At 63.4% G+C, this 20464-nt stretch carries 15 protein-coding genes; 13 read left to right on the forward strand and 2 right to left on the reverse strand.

Annotated elements, in window-relative coordinates; translation table 11 throughout:
- Positions 1-126: 126 nt before the first annotated feature.
- From QY325_12300 to QY325_12335, 8 genes are read left to right on the forward strand one after another with little or no spacing between them, the layout of a single operon-like run.
- The gene (locus QY325_12300) at positions 127-420 is read left to right on the forward strand and encodes a hypothetical protein (protein WKZ65539.1); all 294 of its coding nucleotides are present in this window, start codon (positions 127-129) and stop codon (positions 418-420) included.
- On the forward strand, positions 417-1697 hold the full coding sequence (locus tag QY325_12305) for a glycosyltransferase (GenBank protein ID WKZ65540.1): 1281 nt from the start codon (positions 417-419) through the stop codon (positions 1695-1697). The genes QY325_12300 and QY325_12305 overlap by 4 nt, the downstream gene beginning before the upstream one ends.
- On the forward strand, positions 1694-2716 hold the full coding sequence (locus QY325_12310; GenBank protein WKZ65541.1) for a radical SAM protein: 1023 nt from the start codon (positions 1694-1696) through the stop codon (positions 2714-2716). The genes QY325_12305 and QY325_12310 overlap by 4 nt, the downstream gene beginning before the upstream one ends.
- Positions 2710-3234 carry a hypothetical protein gene (locus tag QY325_12315; protein WKZ65542.1) on the forward strand — a complete coding sequence of 175 codons (525 nt, stop codon included), beginning with the start codon at positions 2710-2712 and terminating at the stop codon, positions 3232-3234. The genes QY325_12310 and QY325_12315 overlap by 7 nt, the downstream gene beginning before the upstream one ends.
- Entirely contained in the window at positions 3231-4643 is a 1413-nt protein-coding gene (locus tag QY325_12320; GenBank protein ID WKZ65543.1) for a tyrosine-protein phosphatase, read from the forward strand. The genes QY325_12315 and QY325_12320 overlap by 4 nt, the downstream gene beginning before the upstream one ends.
- Positions 4636-5589 (forward strand): methyltransferase, encoded by a 954-nt coding sequence (locus tag QY325_12325; protein ID WKZ65544.1) that lies wholly within the window; start codon positions 4636-4638, stop codon positions 5587-5589. Before QY325_12320 ends, QY325_12325 begins: the two co-directional genes overlap by 8 nt.
- The gene (locus QY325_12330; GenBank protein WKZ65545.1) at positions 5586-6281 is read left to right on the forward strand and encodes a WG repeat-containing protein; all 696 of its coding nucleotides are present in this window, start codon (positions 5586-5588) and stop codon (positions 6279-6281) included. Before QY325_12325 ends, QY325_12330 begins: the two co-directional genes overlap by 4 nt.
- A gap of 15 nt (positions 6282-6296) precedes the next feature.
- The gene (locus QY325_12335; protein WKZ65546.1) at positions 6297-6452 is read left to right on the forward strand and encodes a hypothetical protein; all 156 of its coding nucleotides are present in this window, start codon (positions 6297-6299) and stop codon (positions 6450-6452) included.
- Here QY325_12335 and QY325_12340 read toward each other — a convergent pair.
- Positions 6436-7809, reverse strand: a complete 1374-nt coding sequence (locus QY325_12340; protein WKZ65547.1) for a hypothetical protein — start codon at positions 7807-7809, stop codon at positions 6436-6438. The two genes, QY325_12335 and QY325_12340, sit on opposite strands and share 17 nt — an antisense overlap.
- A gap of 34 nt (positions 7810-7843) precedes the next feature.
- Here QY325_12340 and QY325_12345 point away from each other — a divergent pair, with 34 nt between their 5' ends.
- Positions 7844-9286 (forward strand): hypothetical protein, encoded by a 1443-nt coding sequence (locus QY325_12345; GenBank protein ID WKZ65548.1) that lies wholly within the window; start codon positions 7844-7846, stop codon positions 9284-9286.
- Here QY325_12345 and QY325_12350 read toward each other — a convergent pair whose 3' ends face one another.
- On the reverse strand, positions 9287-11056 hold the full coding sequence (locus tag QY325_12350) for a hypothetical protein (protein WKZ65549.1): 1770 nt from the start codon (positions 11054-11056) through the stop codon (positions 9287-9289).
- Between the two features lie 45 nt (positions 11057-11101).
- Here QY325_12350 and QY325_12355 point away from each other — a divergent pair, with 45 nt between their 5' ends.
- The 4 genes from QY325_12355 to QY325_12370 all read left to right on the forward strand — a co-directional run bounded on the left by QY325_12355 (position 11102) and on the right by QY325_12370 (position 20444).
- Positions 11102-12565 carry an aldehyde dehydrogenase family protein gene (locus tag QY325_12355; protein ID WKZ65550.1) on the forward strand — a complete coding sequence of 488 codons (1464 nt, stop codon included), beginning with the start codon at positions 11102-11104 and terminating at the stop codon, positions 12563-12565.
- Between the two features lie 105 nt (positions 12566-12670).
- The gene (locus QY325_12360) at positions 12671-16075 is read left to right on the forward strand and encodes a hypothetical protein (protein WKZ65551.1); all 3405 of its coding nucleotides are present in this window, start codon (positions 12671-12673) and stop codon (positions 16073-16075) included.
- A gap of 54 nt (positions 16076-16129) precedes the next feature.
- Positions 16130-18190, forward strand: a complete 2061-nt coding sequence (locus tag QY325_12365; GenBank protein WKZ65552.1) for a M43 family zinc metalloprotease — start codon at positions 16130-16132, stop codon at positions 18188-18190.
- A 178-nt stretch (positions 18191-18368) separates the two neighbouring features.
- Positions 18369-20444: a M43 family zinc metalloprotease gene (locus QY325_12370; protein WKZ65553.1), complete on the forward strand. Its 2076-nt coding sequence runs from the start codon at positions 18369-18371 to the stop codon at positions 20442-20444.
- Positions 20445-20464: the final 20 nt, after the last annotated feature.

A 20464-nucleotide genomic window follows, 5' to 3' on the forward strand; every position in this document is an offset into this window, starting at 1 on the left:
ATTCCATTGATTTTCCTGTAGACTGTATAATCGACTGGAATACAAGCTGATAGTCGCGTCGGATTGCTGGCCATGAAGCTATGGCACGGAGTTGCACGAAAGGGGTTACCACAAGTTACCGAGTCCATGCAACCCCGCATCATCGTCCCCAGCCTGCACGCCGTGCAACGAGCCTACGAGCGTGGCATCACCACACCCATGATCCAGGACACACTCCGGTGGGGAAGAAAGCTACATCGCCAAGGCATGCGGTTCCATGTCATGCTTAGACGATGCATCCCGCCTGGCCTTGATGAGCGCTATGCGAAGCGCTTGGTGAACGTGACCGTGGTGATCGCCATGGATGAGACCATCGTAACCGTGTACCGCAACCCCAAGGCTCTCTATCGCATCAAGCGCAAAAGCAAGAGACTCCTATGAAGATCCTCAAGATCATCCACGGCTATCCGCCCCTGTACAGCGCAGGATCGGAGGTATACAGCCAGAGCATCTGTGACGAGCTGGCCAAGCGGCACAAGGTGCTCGTCTTCACCCGGGAAGAGAACCCCTTCGCGCCGGACTTCTCTGTACGGCAGGCATCGAACGGGACGGGGCCCGAACGCATCCTGGTGAACATACCACGCGGCAAGGACGGCTATCGGCACGCCGAGTTGGATAATCGCTTCACTGAGGTATTGCACCGGTTCCGACCGGATGTCGCGCACATCGGCCACCTGAACCATTTGTCCACCGGCATCGTGGATGTACTCAGGGGGGCAGGCATCCCCATCGTATTCACCCTGCACGACTTCTGGCTGATGTGCCCGCGCGGGCAGTTCCTGCACCGCAATTTCGGAGGTGGTGTGGTGCATGCCCTGTGCGAAGGCCAGGAAGACCGCAAGTGTGCCACAGCATGCTACACCTCGCTGATGTCCGGCGCAGAGGGAGCGAATGAGCAGGATGTTGCCTATTGGACATCGTGGATAGCCCGGCGCATGAGCGAGACCAGGGAGATCCGCGATCACGTGGACCTGTTCATCGCTCCTTCCAAGTATCTCCGGAACCGCTTCATCAGCGACTTTGGCCTTCCGGCAGGCAAGGTCGTGCAACTCGACTATGGCTTCCCGCTGCACTACCTGACGCCATCGAAGGATCGCGTTCCATCAGCGCGGTATCGCTTCGGGTACATCGGTACGCACATCCCCGCCAAAGGGGTGAACCTGCTGATTGAAGCGTTCGATGGGCTGGGTGAAGTGGCCGAGTTGCACATCTGGGGCGCCAAGGACGAGCAGAGCACCCGCGCCTTGAGGAGCATGTCCGAAGCACGGTCTGGCATCCACTTCCATGGGCCCTATGTCAACCACAATCTGGCCAACGAGGTCTTCTCGCAGGTGGATTGCATCGTGGTGCCATCGATCTGGATGGAGAATTCGCCGCTGGTGATCCACGAGGCCCAAGCCTGCCATATCCCGGTAATCACGGCGAATGCCGGTGGAATGGCCGAGTATGTGGCGCACCAGGTGAACGGCCTCCTTTTCGAGCATCGATCGGCAGAAAGCCTGCGCGATCGGATACACTGGGCCATCGACCACCCGGACAGGATGGAGCACTTTGGCCGACGCGGCTACCTCCATGCGGCCGATGGCGCAATACCAGGCATCGTGGAGCATTGCAAGTCCCTAGAAGACATCTACGCCCAATTGATCAAGACCCCATGAGCACATTCTGGCGCATCACCCTGGACACCAATCCAGAGGACTGCAATCTGAGCTGTACCATGTGCGAGGAGCACAGCGAGCACAGCGACTTCATGAAGCGCCTGTATGAGCGCACCGGCATCAAGCGGCGCCGCATGCCGTTCGACATGGTCCGCAAGGTGATGGAGGAAGCCGCTGCGATGGGCGTGCGCGAGATCATTCCTTCAACCATGGGAGAGCCGCTGCTGTACCGCCAATTCGATGAGCTGCTCGAACTCGCGGCCCAGTTGGGCATGAAGGTGAACCTGACGACCAACGGCACATTCCCCAAGCGAACCGTCGAGGACTGGGCGGCGCGCATCGTCCCGGTCACATCGGATGTGAAGATCTCTTGGAACGGGGCGACCAAGTCCACGGCCGAGTCGGTGATGAAGGGCCTCAAGTTCGAACAGGCCGTCTCGAACGCGGAGCGCTTCATCAGGGTGCGCGATGCGCATCATGCAGTGAGTGGGCATTACTGCCGCGTGACCTTCCAACTCACGTTCATGCAGAACAACATGCACGAGCTACCGGAAATCATCCGGCTCGCTGCCAAGCTTGGGGTGGACCGCGTGAAGGGTCACCATCTGTGGGCCCATTTCGAGGAGATCGAGCAGCTGAGCTTCAAGAACTCACCCGAGGCCATTGAACGCTGGAACCACATCGTGGACCAGGCCGTGGTCACTGCCGCAGCATATCCGAGGCCTGATGGAACACCGGTCCAGCTGGAGAACATCACTCTCTTGGCGCCACAGAGCGGCCATGAGGTTCCCCATGATCACATGTGCCCCTTTCTTGGCAAGGAGCTCTGGGTGTCCGCCACGGGTGATATCTCCCCCTGCTGCGCGCCCGATGATCTCCGTCGGTCGTTGGGAGACTTCGGGAACGTGAACGAGCGGAGTCTTTCCGAAGTGGTGGCCGATGGGGCATACCAAGGGCTGATGCGCGACTACCGCGACCGGCCGCTTTGTCGCACCTGCAACATGAGGAAGCCATGCTGAAGGTGCTGCTATTCGGTAATCTCGGTTCCGGCAAAAGCCACCTGGCCGAACGATCGCTTCATCGGTTCCCGGCATTTGAGCTGGTGTCCATCGATGTCTACCGCAGGAAGTACGGCGATGGCACCCAAGAGGCCGAGCGCTTGGCCAAGGAGCAATTCCTCCATGGTGTCGTGCAAGGCAGGCAGCAACTGATCGAAGCCACCGGACTTGGCGAAACGGGCCTGCTCCTCGCGGAGCGATTGGAAACGTTCGGCGAACCCCTGCTTGTCGTGCTGTTGACCACACCCTTGAGCGTATGTCTTGCAAGGCTATCGGAACGCAAGTGGGAGGTTCCTTACCCGGCACCACCCGAACAGGCCTTCGACCTGGCGCGAAGGACCGATGAATTGATCCGCGCCGGGGAAGTGGAGGCGATCTGGTCCTTACTACCCGGATCCATCATCATCAAGGGCGATTGCTCCGATAACAGATCCATGAACGAACTGTTGGAACGAATGGCAATTCAACTCACCACATGAAGCAGCATCAGATCATCAAAGCAGTGCAACATACTATCGCCGACATGGAAGGCCTGGATGCCGCAGTGCTCTATGGATCCTTTGCCCGAGGCGATGCAACCCCGAACTCGGACATCGATCTGGGCCTGCTCGTGAACGACCGTTTCCGGCAGGAGGATCTCATCACAACCCTGAAGGACGTGCGGCCCTCACCGGACCATGTCATGCCGGTAGCCATGCGAGGCAAGGTGGTCGCCTGGTTCCACGGCATGCACGTCAAACTGGAAATGGCCATCCATCGGGACCTAGCCACCTTCGGGCGGGACCTGGCGGGGTCGGCGATCCCTGAAGAGCGGCTGCCGGGCGCCATTTTGTTGGACCGTACGGGGAACGTGCTGGATGGTGCCCGAGCGGTGCAGCAGGTGGGATACCGTCCGCATACCATCGATGAGTTGGTGCAGATGTTCATCTATGAGTTCGACAACCTGTCCACGTTCCATCGCAGGAGCGACGGATACCGCGCACTCTATTTCCACCAGATCGCACTGCATTGCCTGGTACAGCTCATGAACATGCGGGCCAACGGCGATTGCTTCCAGTTCCTGCCCAGAAACTTGTTGGTGAACATCACGGACAGGGATCGGAGGAGGCGCATCTACGAGCTCAATGGCTCCATGTACCTCCCCGATATGGACAGGAAGAAGCGGGCGCTACTGGACATGTTCCACAACACCCTCAGCGAATTGGCCTATCCCTTCGCGGAAGAGGTACGCGAAGTCCTGGAACTGATGTACGAAAGGGATCGGTACTGGAACCTGCGGGCCGTAGGTACCCATTCCCCCTTGGTCCGATGGCCGAACCTGTTGCGAAGCAGCTTGCCTGCGCTCATGGAACCGGAAAAGTTGAAGGAGCTGCTCGACAGGAACACCATTCACACCATCATCGATCTGCGCGCACCCCAGGAACTGGAAGAGCACGCATACTCCGATGAAGCGCTGAGCAAGGTCCACTATGTGCATGCCCCATTCGACCCGTGGGCGCAACCCGATTGGTTCAAGGAACCCGCCTATCAGCAGGGTGGCAACCAGGAGATTGCCTATCGCTTCTTCGCGCTGGGGTGCCGGGAGAGCATCAAGGCGGTCGTCGACGCGCTGCGCAGAGTGCCTGAAGGACAGGGAGCGTTGATCCATTGCCATGCCGGCAAGGACAGGACCGGCATTGTGTGCACATTGCTCCATCTCTTGTCCGGGGCAGACAGGGAAGTAGTGTTGGTCGATTACCTCGCCAGCGAGTCCGACACGTACGCCCATAACCTGGAGATCGTGCTCCAGATCATTGAGCGCGAAGGAGGCATTCGGGGATACTTGATCAACTGCGGCGTTGCCGACCACGAGATCGCGGACCTTCAACAACGATTGATCCATGGCTGAACGACTTGAGCACCTCTTCACCGGATACTGGAAGTACCTCGCTGTCAGGGCGGCGTGCAAACTGGACCTCTTCGATCACATCGCTTCGGGCATGCGGAATGTGGCGGACCTCACTTCGGTCATCAACGCAGATGCACGTGCTTTGGATAACCTCATCGGGGCACTTGTGCATGAAGGCTACTTGCGCCGATCGGATATCGGGCTCGGTCTATCACCAGAGGCTGAGCGGCTATGTGCTGACCATCCTGAAAGTGCGAAGCATGCCTGCCTGCTGTGGGGCGCCGAGCACATGGATGCCTGGCAGCAGCTTGACGTCAGCATCCGCTCGGGACAGGCCGTTTTTCCCATACTCTATGGTGCTCCTTTCTTCTGCTACTTGGACGGTCTTCCGGATCGCGCCGTCGAGTACCATAAAGCCATGTTCGCATATGCCTCACAGGACTATAAGGGAATAGCTGATGTCCTGGACCTGTCCCAATACCGATCGGTCATGGACGTGGGAGGCGGCAATGGGGCGCTGATCGGCTCCTTGCGAGCAGCATATCCGGAAGTCACCTTCCGCATCTTCGATATCCAAGACCACCGTACCGAAGGCACCCGCGATGTGGCGTTCCTCCAAGGCGACTTCTTCAAGGGTGTTCCGGAAGGCTCCGATGCCTTGCTCCTGAGCAGGGTCATCCATGATTGGAATGATGCCGAAGCCATGGCGATCCTTGGGAATTGCCACGCAGCACTCCCCCCACATGGAGCCCTCCATCTCATCGAGAACGATCTGTCCCTCTTGGGGGATGGAGGACATCTGCTATCGATGAACATGCTTGCCGTTTGCGGAAGCCGGGAGCGTTCCGTGAAGGAATACGAGCAGCTCCTGGAGCGTTCAGGATTCCTGGTCCTGGACCATGTACATCACGGAAAGCAGGCCATCATCAAAGCGCAACGATCATGAACTGGCGTGATATTAAGCCATCATTGGACGGATCACACTTCCTGCTCGAGGGGAAGCCCCTATGGAGGGATCGCTTCACAGCCGTGATGTCGTTCCATGCACCGGGCGTGGCCCCGGTTCAGGATGCATCCGGATGGTACCACATCGATGCTAATGGGCATCCATTGTACACCGCCCGCTTCCAGAAAGCCTTTGGGTTTTATTTCGCAAGGGCCGCTGTAATGGATCCAGAGGGTTGGTTCCACATCGACCTGAGCGGCAAGGCTTGCTATCCTGAGCGATACCCGTGGTGCGGCAACTATCAGGAGGGCGTCTGTTCGGTACGCTCCAAGGAAGGCTATTTCCACATCGACTCCAAAGGGCGACCGATTTATGCGGCACGGTTCGATTACGCTGGTGATGCCAGGGATGGGATTATTTGCGCAGTAGAGAATAGTGAGGCTTTCCACATCCGGTTCGATGGCAGCCGCCTTTATGCGCACACCTACCGCTTTGTGAACGTATACCACAAGGGCTTTGCGTTGGCTTTGGACGAGAAGGGCTGGTTCCATATCGACCGGTCTGGTCGCCCCTTAGCCGCGCACCGGTTCCCCTACCTGGAACCCTTTTACAATGGGGTCGCTTTTGCGATCGACCAGGAGGGCAATCCCGTTGCCGTATCCGAAGCGGGGTTGGTCACTCGTCTGAGTTGATACTTCACGGCCCACGTGAAGCGCCTCGCCATTCCCGACCGCTTCCTCGAGCACGGCACGCAACCGGAGCTGTACCGAGAATGCGGCATCGATGATATCGCGGTGGTGGAGGCGGTGAAGGAGATGTTGGGTGAGAAGCGAGCCGTGAATGGCATCAAGGCTTCGGCTTGAGGGCCTCGCTGGCATCGTAACGCACATCCGTCTCCCGCACCACCAGCGTATCGCCGTCGTAGGTGACCACCGCTTGGCTCAGGTCTTCGCGCACCAAGGCCACATCCGCAGCACCCCGGCCGCTGAGCTGGAGCGCCTCCGGGAACCCATGGCGGAAGATGTAAGCGCCCCGGTGATCACCCGGCAGATTAAGGACGAGCAGTCTCCCTCCCCGCGGTGGCTCAGGTGTGTCTGCGATGATGCGCTCTATGGTATCGGAAGCGGTGCGCCAATGCCCCAGGCCCTGTCGCAAGAGCAGTGACCATGATGCCACCAGCATCACGAGGGCCATCCGCCATACCGCCTTCGACCGCATACCCTCCATCGCCAGCGCGACCAGCACACACAGGAATGCCGAGGGCATAAATAGGAAACGGTCGCTCTCGCTCGTGCGCGTGCTCACACCACCCACCATGGCGATGATGGAGGCGATCCCGTAGAGCGATGCCACCAGCGCAGCAGCGCGCAGGCGCTCCGGATGGAACCGGTTCGAGCGCCAGAACCAGAGCCCGACGAGCGTAAGCGCAAGGCCGAGCAGCGCGAAGCGCACGGTCTGCACCGCGGGGTCGTCATGCGGCGGCAGGAAGGAGCGCCCGATGACCTTGAAGGCCGCGCTGAGGTAATCGCCCACCGGCTTGACGAAGAAGGCCGCACCATAGTCATTCGCCAGGCCGCCAAGCACCATCCAGCGCAACGCGAGGTTCAGCACGACCACCGCGATTGATGCGAGCAACATCGCGCGCCAGGCCTTCGCGTCCGTGGGCCGAAGGATGAGCCACCACGCGCCGAGCAGCAGGGGCGCCAGCAGCGCGCTCTCATAGCACAGTGAGCCGAGCAGCACCAACAATGCAACCGCGATGGTGCGCTTGGTGGTTGGCGCGTTGCCGGTTGCCACGACCAAGGCCCCCAGCGTGAATGCCGACGCCATGGAAATGCCGCGCCCGATGATCCAGGCCTGCGGCTCGAGGTGGAAGGGGTACAGCACGAAGAACAGACCTGCACCAAGTGCTGCATCGCTGGTGAGCAGCCGCCTGGCCAGTGAGTAGACCAGCCAGCCATTGAGACCCAGGAGGGCCAGGTTCACCACGCGGAAGGCCCACGGATCCGGGCCGGACAGCAGCAGGTTCGCCCTAAGTGATAGGTCGGCCAGCGGCCGGAAGAAGCTGCTGCCCTCGCCGGATCGGATGCGCCAGAGCACCTGGAAATCGTCGCTGAAGAAGGTGCAGGAGAGGATGGATGCATGTACTCCGATGCTGACGGCCACCAGCAAGAGCAGCACGGCCCATGACGGAATCGAACGCTCGCCGCGCGCATCCATGATGCGACCAAGGTAGCCGCGCTATGTTCGTGCGATGCCACGCCGCCATCTGCTCATCCTGCTACTCGCCTTCGCGGTGAGCGTGGTCGTACGCTGGCCCTTGCTCAACCGCCCGCTCAGCGGCCACCACGAGCTCTGCACCGCACTGGTGCTCATCGCGCTGCACAGCTGGCACCACGATGGCTTCCTCCCCCACCACGGCGCGCCGGCCATCACCTTCACCGGCCCCGCCGACCTGATCCCGCCCGGTTACACCGATGCTCCCGCACTGCACGATGGCGTGCTCTACTACCTCTCGCATCCGCCGCTCGCCTTCGACCTGCCGCATGCGCTGTTCGCCATCACGGGCACCGAGCCCAATGCTCTGGGCTTGCAGCTCTTCAATCTGTTCTTCCACCTGCTCACGGCCATCGGCCTGTACCTCGTCGTGCGCGAGTTGCAGCGCGATGGACCGGCGCCGCTCTTCGCCGCGCTGCTCTACGTCTTCATGCCCGCGCCGCTCTGGTTCCACGGCAATGCCTACATGAGCGACATGTTCGTCCAGAACGCATGGGTCTGGCACGTGCTCGTCGCCTTGCGTGCCTTGACGAGAACCGATGGCGTCCCTTGGCGCATGGCGGTGTTGTGCGCGTTGACGCTTTTCCTCACCACGCTCATCAGCTGGCCGGGTGTGTGGGCGGGCGTTGCATTGGGCATGATCGCTATTGTGCAATGGCACCAGCAGCGCGATGCCACGCGATTGCGATTGTTGGCTTCGGCGTTTGCCGGTGTCGGCCTCGCGCTGGCATTCACCGCTTGGCGCTGGCTGCAGGTGGTGGATGTCGATGCCCTGCTCGCCTACTTCAGCGGTCGCTACGCCGAGCGTGGAACCGGCAGCGAGCATGGAGGCATGCTCCGCACGTTGTTGCTCAACTACCGCATCAGCTGGCTGCCGCTCCTGCTGCCCCTCGTGTCGCTGCTGCGGAAGCGCCATTCGGTCATCTCCCAGCGCAACGCACTGTGGCTCTTCGTGGTGCTCACGGCGCTGCCCGTGATCCTGGAGATGGCCTTCCTGCTTGAGTACACGGGCCACGACTTCGCCGCGCTCAAGGCCGGTCTGCTGCTCTGCGGGCTGGGCGGGCTGGGGCTGTCGGCCATGCGCGCTGGTTGGTCATGGGCTGCGCTGGCGGTGACGTGCGTTGCAGGCGTGCTCTACTTCTACCGCACCAATCCGCCCTCATCGAGGACGGACGAGCGATTCACCTGGCAGATGGAGCAAGGCCTCGCCATCGCACGCGAAGCCAGGCCGGACGAGATGGTCTTCACCCTCGGCTTCACCCCGGAGCCGCAGGTGCGGTGGTACGCGAAGCGCACGCTCTTCCGGGTGGATGATACACGGCACGCCCGGGAGCTCCTTCGGGCATCGGGCAACCCCAAGGGCATTCTCTTCCGCCAAGCCGCAGCAGGTCTCTCGCACGAGCGCATCAGGGCGGATTGATCACTTGGGGCCGAAGAGCTCCACCTGCAGGTCGTCCACGATATGCGTACCTCCGGCCTGGTTCCAGATGTACACCTTCAGGTTGTCCTCGGCGGACCGCACCTCGGGCGTGATGTAGTCGAAGCGCTGGGTGCACCATTCGCCGGGGGCCGCAGCGCTGAGGTCCCACTTCACCGCACGGTACTTGTAGGTCTCACCCTTGTGGTGGAAGGTGGCCACGAGGATGGGCGGAGCCGTGGTGCTGTCCGTGACCCATAGGCGGGCGCTGATGCGCAGCCACGCGTGATCCGCACCGGTGAGGCGCCGGAACGGCACATCGGGCCCAGGCGTGAACGGGTCGGCCGGAGAAAGGGCACAGACGCCCTCTGGGCGGTCGTCGAAGGTGTTGCGGTAGAGCAGCGAGCGGTGATAACCCGATTCATCCTTCAGCGCCTCCTCCTCGGTGAGCGGACGGTCGACCAGGAGCAGTGCATCCGCCCCGGCCGGCACCGCGGTACGGCCGAAAACCGCAGCGTAGTAGCCGGCCGTCATCCGCTCCTTGCTGAGGATGCCGTGGCTCCACTGCCAGGTCTGGAACAGGTTCAGCACGACGAGGACCGCGCTTGCCGCGAGCATGGTGCGCCGGCCGGGGCCGGTCAGCGCGAAGCCGAGCGGCACCGCGAGCAATGCATAGGCCGGCATCATGCTCCGTGCGCTGAAGCTGCCGCCAGCATACCACCAGTTCGTCCAGCTGCTCACCACGTAGAGGTCGACGGCCAGGTAGGCGCACAGCGGCCAGAACAGGTGACGGGCGCGCTGCCGCACGGCCCCGAGCCCAGCCACCATGACCAGCGCCAGCGGCGTGTACACGAACCAGCCCTTGCGGAAGCTGAACAGGAAATCCCAGGTATGCGGTGAGCCGAAATCGAAGCCTTCGCCGGGATTGATGTAGGAGTAGAACAGCCACTCGCCCGTCACCTGCCTCCAGTATGCCAGCTGTGGCGAAGCCATGACCACGAAGGCCGTCACCGCCAGCACCGCCTGGGGCCAGCGATCGGCCACCATGCGCCACTTCGCGCGCCATCCCGACGGCTCCGCCCAGAGCAACGGAATCAGCAGGCACACCCCCTCGCTCGGGCGCACCAGGGTGATCCAGCCCGCCAGGGCCCCAACCGCTACCGCCGCCGGCAGGCCCGCATGGTGGTGCCAGCGCTGCGTGGCAAGCGCCAAGGCGGCATAAAGGGTGAAGAGGAGCGGATGCGTCAGCAGCGTGCCGTCCAAAGCAGCCAGGTGGAGGAAGTTGGTTCCCAGTACGACCAGGACTATGAGCACGGCCGTCGTCCGCTCATCGAACCAGTTCAGCAGCAGCCGTCGGAACAGGAAGAGCCCGAGCATCACCCACAGCAGCATGCCGTAGGTGACCGCAACGCGGTAGGGCGCCGAGAAGCCATCCGCAGGAAAGCCCAACGGACCTGCCAGCGCATGCGCAATAGCGAAGAAGGGAGCATAGGCGAGCGCCATGCCCGAGCTGTACTTGATGACGCGCCCGCCTTCCGGGCCATCAACCAGCTGATAGAGCGTGGCCGAGGGCTCATGCTCCGCCACCAACGCTTCCAGCCAAGCGGGGTTGCGCAGCCCGGGATCATGGTGGATGAATGTGGCCGGGAGATAGAGGTAGTACCCGAAGACGTCCCACGTGAAGGCATGGCGCACGGGCTGAGTCGTACGCAGGCCGAGCAGCAGCGCGCACAGGGCCCAAACGGCGACCAACGACCAGCGGCGCTGCGGCATGGGGCCAAGGTAGCCGGGCCATCCGTGCGGCGATACCTTCGCCGCATGTCCCCCACCCCAGCGGAGGCCGCCTCCGCACGCACCCTGTACCGGCCGGCCAACTTCCTGCATGGCCATTGGTCCTCCGAAGGCGATGGCAGCACCCAGGCGGTGCTGGACAAGTACCAAGGCACCGAGATAGCCCGCATCCCGCACGCCAGCGAAGCCCAGATGGAAGCGGCCATCACCGCCGCCCAGCGAGCGTTCCCGGCGTTCCGCAAGCTGAGTGCGGGTGAGCGCAGCGAGCGGCTGGAGCGATTGGCGGGCCTGCTCAAGGAGCACGAGGAGGAACTGGCGCAGCTCATCATGCGCGAGGCGGGCAAGCCGATCGGCTATGCACGCACCGAGATCGCGCGGTGCATCGTCACCGTGCGCACGGCCGCGGCCGAGGCGCTGCGCTTCGGCGGCGAGGTGGTGCCCATCGACTATGGCGCAGGCGCGGGCAGGACGGCATTCACCAAGCGTCACCCGATCGGCATCATCGCCGCCATCACACCGTTCAACTTCCCGCTCAACCTGGTACTGCACAAGGTGGCGCCGGCGCTGGCCATCGGCTGCCCGGTCATCCTGAAGCCCGCGCCGCAGGCCCCGCTCAGCGCCCTGGCGCTCTCCCGCTTCATCGCGCAGCTGGGCTATCCCGACGGGGCATTCAGCTGCATGCTCTGCGGGATCCCGGTGGCGGAGAAGCTCGTGAAGGACCCGCGCATCGCCATGCTCAGCTTCACCGGAAGCGACAAGGTGGGCTGGCACCTGAAAGCCATCTGCGGGAAGAAGAAGGTGGCCCTCGAGCTCGGCGGCAACGCGGCCGTGATCGTGGACGAGGGCGCCGACCTGCCCGCTGTGGCCAAGGCCGTGGCCGCTGGCTCCTTCCTCTACGCCGGCCAGATCTGCATCAGCACCCAGCGCATCTTCGCCGTGGAGCGCGTGTTCGAGCGCTTCCGCGACCTGCTGGTCCAGGAGGTGGGCCGCATTCCCTGCGGCGACCCGGCCGATCCCGGCACCATCGTGGGGCCCATCATCGATAGGGGCCACCTGCTCCGCATCGCTGCATGGGTCGAAGAGGCCCGGCAGGGCGGGGCCCAGGTGCTTGCCGGCGGGCACGCGGTGGATGAGGCGCGCAACGTGTATGCAGCCACCCTGCTCACCGGCACGGACAACTCGATGAAGGTGAGCTGCGCCGAGGCCTTCGGCCCGGTCGCCACCGTGGAACGCGTGCGGGATTTCAAGGCCGCGATCGACGCAGTGAACGACAGCAGCTTCGGGCTTCAGGCGGGCGTCTTCACCGATAGCCTCGCGCATATGCGCATGGCCCACGAGGAGCTCGAGGTGGGAGGCGTCATCATCAACGGAATCCCCGGTTTCCGGGTGGATAGCATGCCCTACGGCGGCATCAAGGACAGCGGCTTGGGGCGCGAGGGCATCCGGTACGCCATCGAGGAGATGAGCGAGCCACGGCTGCTGGTGTACTGACCGCTTGCTTTTCACCCTTCCCGCAGCTAGCTTGCATCGCCCTGCAGGGCCGCGGTGCGAAGGGAGGTGAGTGAGCAGCGGCCGGCACAATCATCCCGCACAGCCATGCGCTTCCTCACCGCCAACCGCAAGTCCATCATTGCGCTCGCCGCGCTTTCGCTCTTCGCCGGCCTCTCGGCCTTCGAGCCGGGGCCTTCCGATGATACCGGCTCCGCCAAGGCGATCGGAGGCGGTGTCCCCGTTTCGGCGTTCACCAACTTCGAGTCGGCGCATGTGAGCCCCATCGCCCTCACGCCCGATGGCACCCGGCTGCTGGCTGTGAACACGGCCAACAACAGCCTGGAGGTGTTCGATGTCACCGCCGCCGGCATCACCCATTCCGCCAGCATCCCCGTGGGCCTCGACCCCGTGACCGTGCGCGCCCGCACCAACAACGAAGCCTGGGTGGTGTGCACCATCAGCGATGAGGTGAGCATCGTGGACCTCACCCTGAAGGCCACCGTGCGCAGCCTGCTCACGGAGAACGAGCCGGCCGATGTGGTCTTCGCGAGCGGGAAGGCCTTCGTGAGCTGCGCCGAGCAGGAGATGGTGCAGGTCTTCGACCTGGCCAACCTGAACTCCGCGCCCACCCAGGTGCTGCTGAAGGGCGAGCAGCCGCGCGCCCTGGCCGTGAGCCCCGACGGCGGCACGGTATACTGCGCCTTCTTCGAGAGCGGGAACCAGACCACTGTCCTCAATGGCAACTCCTTCCATGCCGGGGGCTTCTGCTCTCCGCAAGGCGGATGCACCACCGTGCCGAATGAAGTGACCAATCCGGCAGGGCCCTATGGCGGAGCCGTTCCGGTACCGAACGCCGGCACGGGATTCAACCCGCCCATGAACCCGAACAATCCGCCCATGCAGGCCAATCACAGCCTGGTGGTGCGCAAGAATGCCGCTGGCCAATGGATGGATGACAATGGCGGCAACTGGACGAACCTCGTCTCCGGCAACGCTCCGGGGAAAGCGCGCATCGCCGGCTGGGACATGCCCGACAGGGACGTAGCCATGATCAACGCCAACAGCCCCAGCACCGCCACCGTCACCTACAAGCAGACGCTCGGCAACATCCTCATGGCCATGAGCGTGCGGCCCGGAACGGGCGAGGTATTCGTCGTGGGCACCGATGCCACCAATGAGAAGCGCTTCGAGCCCAACCTGCGCGGCAAATTCCTCACGGTGAACGTGTCGCGATTCCTCGGAGCGGGCGCGGTGACGCGCACCGACCTCAACCCCCACATCAATTACAGCACCCACAGCTCGCCGCCTGCGCTGCGCAAGCAATCCATCGGCGACCCGCGCGGCATCGCTTGGAAGGCCGATGGGAGCACGGCCTATGTCACCGGCATGGGGAGCAACAATGTGATCATGATCAACGCCACGGGCGCGCGCGTGAGCCCCGATCCGATCACCGTGGGAGAAGGGCCCACGGGCGTCGTGCTGCATGAGGGCAGCGGCCGCGCCTTCGTGCTCAACAAGTTCGGCGCCAGCATCAGCACCATCGACCTTGCGACGAACAAGGAGGTGGCCCGCACTTCCTATTTCGATCCCACCCCGCAGGCGATCAAGGTCGGACGGAAGCATCTCTATGATACGCACCTGGGCAGCGGCCACGGTCACATCAGCTGCGGCAGCTGCCATGTGGATAGCCGTTGGGACCGCCTGGCCTGGGACCTCGGCAATCCCGCCGGCGGAATGGTCACCGTGAACGACCCCGCAGGCAATAAGACCTACCATCCGATGAAGGGGCTGAAGACGACCCAGTTCCTCATCGACATCATCAACCGGGGCACGGGCAAGCTTCATTGGCGTGGCGACAAGGGCAGCTTCCACGACTTCGCCGGTGCCTTCGAGGACCTTCAGGGCCTGGATGCTCCGCTAGACGTGGTGGGCATGCAGGAGTTCAGCGATTTCCTCGCGGCCACCTGGTACGTCCCCAACCCCTACCGCACCATCAGGCCGGACACCAACACCGCCGGGGTGGCCGCTACCGTGGAGCGGATGAACAATCCCAACCGCGTGCGCTTCACGGGCACCACGTTCCAGACCATTCCCACTGCCGGGGTGAGCCTCTTCGTCGCCGTGAACATCAACTGCTCGCATTGCCACCAAACTGGGAGCGGACGCGGACACCTGCCCGGCAACGGCTCGAACACCAGCGCCGGCGTGGTGAACATGGCCCTGAACACCAATATGGTGCCCGACCTGCGCAGCACCTACCGGAAGAACGGCTTCTTCTATAACACCACCGAATGCACCAGCGGCTTCGGAATGATGAGCGACGGGGTGATGGAGACCCGGTTCAATCAGAACGGCACCGGGCATTACCTCGGCGACTATGAGCCGGAGCTGCTCAGCTGGAGCGGCGGCATCACACAGGCGAACAGCCCGCAGAGCTACGGCTTCGACCGCGTGCATGCCATCCAGGATGCCATGCCGGCCGTGGGAATGCGCATGACCATCAATGGCAGCGTGGGCAGCGCCGGCCGTGTGGGGACGCTCTTGAACTGGACGAACAAGTACCCGAACGACTACGCGCTCGTTGTGAAGGGCCGCTGGCAGGGGGAGCTGCGGGGCTTCTACTACCTCGGGAGCAACAACTACCAGCCCGACCTCAACGGAGCGCCACCCGTGACGCACGCTCAGCTGGTTGCCCATGCGCAGGCCGGCAACCCGCTCACTTGGACCATCGTCCACCCCAGCACCAAGATCCGCCATGGCGTTGACCGTGACCTGGACGGCATCTTCGACTACTCCGATGGCGATGCAGAACTGGCGCTGAGCATGGTGCTGGAAGGGGCATGGAACGGAACGGCGATGCGGAGCGACCTGCTGACAGCCGGCATCCTGCCCACTTCCGACCCATACGGCCAAGGCGCCACCATGAAGCCGGAGCTCCTCGAGCGTACCGGTGCCGGGGCCCCCGTGGATTGGGTGATGGTGCAGCTGCGCGATGGCGCCAACCATGGGACGGTGGTGGACGAAATGGCCGCCGTGCTGCTCGCTGATGGCCGCGTGGTGACGCCAGACGGAGATGAGCCGCTCTGGTTCCCCGATGCCCCGCGCGCGTCCTACAAGGTGGCCGTCTGGCACCGCAATCACCTCGCCACCATGACCAGCAGCGCCCAGGCCTTCGGCGCCGGCGTGGTGCGCGTGGACCTGGCCGACCCGGCCACGCCCACGTACGGCACCGATGCACGCAAGCTCCTAGGCACCATCGCCGCGCTATGGGCGGGCGACGTGGACGGCAACGGCATCCTGCGGTACACCAACCAGGAGAACGACCGCGACCCCATCCTGGTGCGTGTGGGGGGCAGCCTGCCCACGGCCACCACCACCGGATACCATCCGGAGGATGTGAACCTGGACGGCGTGGTGAAGTACACCGGGCAGGACAACGACCGTGACCCCATCCTGCAGAACATCGGCGGCAGCATTCCAACGAATACGCGCACCGAGCAGCTGCCCTGAGTGTTATGGGGACGGTCCGCCCCGTCGGGCGGCCTACTTTACGTGCCGATCCACATGCGCATCGCCTTCATCGGCTTGGGGCTGCTTGCTGCCGTCGCCCAGGCCCCTGCCCAAGAGAGCGGTTTCTCCTGCCTCGCCAATCACCCCGTCGAACTGGCGCGCCACCTGGCCGAACGGCCGAACGCCGCACAGCACGCGCTGCAAGCCAAGGCGGCCATGGAAGCAGGCGCAGGGGCCTTCACCCGGGGCGGCGGGCAGGCCTACGTGATTCCCGTGGTCTTCCACGTCATCCATGACTTCGGACCGGAGAACATCAGCGATCAGCAGGTTCTTGATGCCGTACGGATCCTCAACGAGGACTTCAATCGGCTCAACCCGGACTGGAGCACCGTCCGTCCCGAATTCCTGGACATCGTAGCCGATGTGGGCATCGAATTCCGCTTGGCCAGGCGAGACCCCGAGGGCAACTGCACCAACGGCATCACGCGCACGGCGAGCATCCGCACCTACGACGGGGACTACGACATGACCCAGCTGATCCAATGGCCGCGCGACCGCTACATGAACGTGTGGGTGGCGGCCAGTGCGAGCGGCGCGGCGGGCTACACCTACTATCCCATGTGGCTGGACGGATGGCCCGAGGCCGACGGAATCGTGATCAAGCACGACTATGTAGGCAGCGTGGGAACAGGCCCCCCCGGCCGGTCGCGGGCGCTCACCCATGAGGTGGGGCACTGGCTGAACCTCAAGCACACCTGGGGCGACAGCAACGAGCCAGGGCTGCCCGAGAATTGCGACTTCGACGACGATGTGGACGACACCCCGCTCACCCGCGGATGGACCTCCTGCCTGCTGAACGGGAACTCCTGCGGCAGCGGCCCAGACAATGTGCAGAACTACATGGAGTACGCCTACTGCAGCCGCATGTTCACCATGGGCCAGGGCGACCGCATGCTGGCAGCGCTCAACTCGGACGTCGCCGAACGCTCCGCCCTGTGGCAGCCCGAGAACCTGGATCTGACGGGGGTTTCCGGCCCCGGCCAGGTTTGCCAGGTCCGCTTCACGGCCGACCGTCGCACCATCTGCGCCGGCGAGACCATCCAGTTCCAGGACCAGAGCTTCTGGGGCATCACCACCCGGTACTGGTCCTTTCCGGGAGGGCAGCCCGCAAACAGCGATGCGGAAACCCCGTCGGTAACCTATACCGAGCCGGGGCTCTATCCGGTGAGCCTCGAAGCAAGCGACGGCACCAATGGAATCACCGGCACGGAGCCGGTTTTCATCCGCGTCCTGCCATCGCCAGGTCAGCCCGTGCCATGGTTGGAAGGATTCGAATCCACTTCAGCGCTGCCTGACGAACGCTGGGCCATCACCGACCGGCAAGGCGATGGCGGGTTCGTGCTCAGCCAGGCCGCAGCCTTCACCGGCTCACGCAGCGCACGCTTGCCGAACGCCATCACCATGTCCGGCAACGTGGATGAACTGCTCTCCGAGACCTTCGACCTCAGCGGCAGCGCTGGAGCCATCGTCACCTTCCGGTACGCCTTTGCCAAGCGATTCCCTACCAACGATGACGCGCTCTTCGTGTGGGTGAGCGCCGATTGCGGCGCCACCTGGGTGCTGCGCAAGGTGATGCGCGCGAGCAATGCGCTGCTCACCGCCGGTGTGATAAACGGCCCCTTCACCCCCTCCGGACCCGACCAATGGCGGCTCGCCGAAATCACCAACATCGGCCCCACGCTGTGCACATCGAGCTTCCGCCTCCGATTCGAGTTCGTGAGCGATGGCGGAAATGACCTCTTCATCGACGACATCAACATCGTGGCGGGCCAAGTGGGCATGCGCGACCAGGCGACTGAGGCACAAGGCCTCGCTGCTGCCTGGGATGCTTCCTCCGGGGATGCTTGGGCCTCCTTCGCCCCTGTCCAGCCAGGGCCCGTCCGGATCGAGGTGCAGGATGCCGCCGGCCGTCGCATCGCAGGGCTACAAGCGGTCGCTCAATCGGGGGGGCTGCAGCGCATGGCCTTGGGCCTGCGTCAGGCAGCCCCCGGGACCTACATCGTGCGGCTCGTCACTGAAACCGGAACACAAGCGGTTAGGTTCATCGTCCCCTGATAGCTCATCGTGCCGACCAGCCCCTTTAACCGGGCCGATGCCGGGTCCGTCGCCGCTCGATTGGATTCTGGGATTCCCAAGCCTCTTTAGGATCCCGATTCCACCGTCCCCTGTGGCATCCCTATGACGTTTGCCAGGGTCTCCATCGGGTATTTTTGACAACCTGCAAGAGAACCCCATGCGTCTTTCCCATACCCTGACCCTGATTACCCTGCTCGTTTTTGCCGTGAACGGGTCGGCCCAGATTCAACCCTGCGGCGCCAACGACCTGACGAAGGTCCTGGCCAACCACCCCGACCCTGCCGGTGAATTGGCGCTGATCGCTGCCGCCGATGCGGAATTGGAGCAGTTCACGTCCGCTTGGGCTGCGGCACAGACCGGAGCCGAGCGAGTGGTGCATACCATCCCGGTGGTTTTCCACATCATCCACAACAACGGGCCGGAGAACATCAGCGACGAGCAGGTGATCGATGCCGTCCGGATCCTCAACGAGGACTTCAACCGCCTGAATCCGGACTGGGACAACGTGCGGCCCGAGTTCCTCCCCATCGTGGCCGATGTGGGCATCTCCTTCAAACTGGCCACGCGCGACCCGAGCGGCAACTGCACCAATGGCATCACCCGCACCGTCTCGCCATTGACCAACGACGGCACCCAGGCCATGAAGAACCTGATCCAATGGCCGCGCAGCAAGTACCTCAACATCTGGGTGGCTGCCAGCGCGGATGGAGCGGCGGGCTACACCTACCGGCCCGGATCCGTGAACAACCAGCCTACGTGGGACGGCATCGTCATCCTGCACACATACACCGGCTCCATAGGTACCGGCACTCCGAGCCGTTCGCGGGCCCTCACGCACGAGGTCGGGCACTGGATCAACCTGGCGCACACTTGGGGAAACAGCAACAATCCCGGGCTCCCGGAGAACTGCAACGGCGATGACGGCGTGAGCGACACGCCCAATACGATCGGTTGGACCAACTGCACGCTTTCGGGCACCAGCTGCGGCTCGCTCGACAATGTGGAGAACTACATGGAGTACTCCTACTGCTGCAAGATGTTCACGGAGGGGCAGAAAACCCGGATGCTTGCCGCGCTCAACAGCGGAACCGCGCAGCGCAACCAGCTCATCACCGCAGCCAACCTGGCAGCCACCGGGGTCGATGACGAGCCCGTGCTCTGCCAGGCCTCCTTCCAGAGCAGTGCTGGGCTCATCTGCGCCGGCAGCGCGGTCACCTTCACCGACCTCAGCTTCCATGGCGTCACAGGGCGGCAGTGGAGCTTCCCTGGAGGCACGCCCTCCAGCATGGAGGATGAGGCCGCCCCCTCCGTGGTCTACAACGAGCCAGGCGTCTATCCCGTCCAGCTTACGGTCACCGATGGCACCAACACCCTCAGTTCCACGGTGCAGGGCATGGTGACCGTGCTGGCCAACCCCGGATCGACGCCCCCGGTCTCGGAGGGCTTCGAGGACCTCACCGCGTTGAACGGCCCCGATTGGTTCGCCGTGAACCCCAATGCCGACAACACCTTCACGGTCTCCACCACGGCCGCCTACTCCGGCTCGAAGAGCGTCCGCATATCAAACAGCTCAGCCATGGCCGGCAACGTGGATGAGCTGCTCTCCCGGACCTTCGATATGAGCGCAGCCGAAGACATCAGCATCACCTTCCGATGGGCCTATGCCCGTCGCACCAGCACCAGCGACGATGTACTGAGCCTCTACATCAGCAACAACTGCGGAGAGACATGGAGCCTGCGCCGCATCTCGCGCGGCAGCACCACGCTTCCCACCGCCCCCGCCACCACGGGCGGCTTCGTCCCTAACGGTCCGGGCCAGTGGGGATTTGCGGAGGTCACCAACATCAGCGCAACCAGCCATATCCCCGACTTCCGATTCAAGTTCGTCTTCGAGAGCGACGGAGGAAACCATCTATACCTCGATGACATCAACATCAATGGCCTGCCTGTGGGCTTGGAGGAGAGCCTCCTTGGCGCCGGAGCCGCATTGCAGGTGCTCCCCAATCCCGCCCAAGGCATGGCGCGAGTCCACCTGAACCTTCCGACTCCCGGCCACACCCGCCTGAGCATCATCGATGCCACCGGCCGCACGATGCAACTGGAGGAGCTCGGCCTTCGCCCCGCGGGCGAGGCCATCGTGCCGCTCGACCTTGGCGCCATGGCCCCGGGAGCCTATGCAGCGGAGCTCTCCGTCGACGGGCGCCGGTCCTTCGCCCGCTTCATCGTGGAGTGACGCGCCGATACCCGCCGCCC

The organism is Flavobacteriales bacterium (assembly GCA_030584065.1).
Classification (GTDB): domain Bacteria; phylum Bacteroidota; class Bacteroidia; order Flavobacteriales_F; family PHOS-HE28; genus PHOS-HE28.

Coding starts and splice junctions, on each gene's coding strand:
- QY325_12300 (WKZ65539.1), top strand. CDS start 127: ATGCAACCCCGCATCATCGTCCCCAGCCTGCACGCCGTGCAACGAGCC.
- QY325_12305 (WKZ65540.1), top strand. CDS start 417: ATGAAGATCCTCAAGATCATCCACGGCTATCCGCCCCTGTACAGCGCA.
- QY325_12310 (WKZ65541.1), top strand. CDS start 1,694: ATGAGCACATTCTGGCGCATCACCCTGGACACCAATCCAGAGGACTGC.
- QY325_12315 (WKZ65542.1), top strand. CDS start 2,710: ATGCTGAAGGTGCTGCTATTCGGTAATCTCGGTTCCGGCAAAAGCCAC.
- QY325_12320 (WKZ65543.1), top strand. CDS start 3,231: ATGAAGCAGCATCAGATCATCAAAGCAGTGCAACATACTATCGCCGAC.
- QY325_12325 (WKZ65544.1), top strand. CDS start 4,636: ATGGCTGAACGACTTGAGCACCTCTTCACCGGATACTGGAAGTACCTC.
- QY325_12330 (WKZ65545.1), top strand. CDS start 5,586: ATGAACTGGCGTGATATTAAGCCATCATTGGACGGATCACACTTCCTG.
- QY325_12340 (WKZ65547.1), bottom strand. CDS start 7,809: ATGGATGCGCGCGGCGAGCGTTCGATTCCGTCATGGGCCGTGCTGCTC.
- QY325_12345 (WKZ65548.1), top strand. CDS start 7,844: ATGCCACGCCGCCATCTGCTCATCCTGCTACTCGCCTTCGCGGTGAGC.
- QY325_12350 (WKZ65549.1), bottom strand. CDS start 11,056: ATGCCGCAGCGCCGCTGGTCGTTGGTCGCCGTTTGGGCCCTGTGCGCG.
- QY325_12355 (WKZ65550.1), top strand. CDS start 11,102: ATGTCCCCCACCCCAGCGGAGGCCGCCTCCGCACGCACCCTGTACCGG.
- QY325_12360 (WKZ65551.1), top strand. CDS start 12,671: ATGCGCTTCCTCACCGCCAACCGCAAGTCCATCATTGCGCTCGCCGCG.
- QY325_12365 (WKZ65552.1), top strand. CDS start 16,130: ATGCGCATCGCCTTCATCGGCTTGGGGCTGCTTGCTGCCGTCGCCCAG.
- QY325_12370 (WKZ65553.1), top strand. CDS start 18,369: ATGCGTCTTTCCCATACCCTGACCCTGATTACCCTGCTCGTTTTTGCC.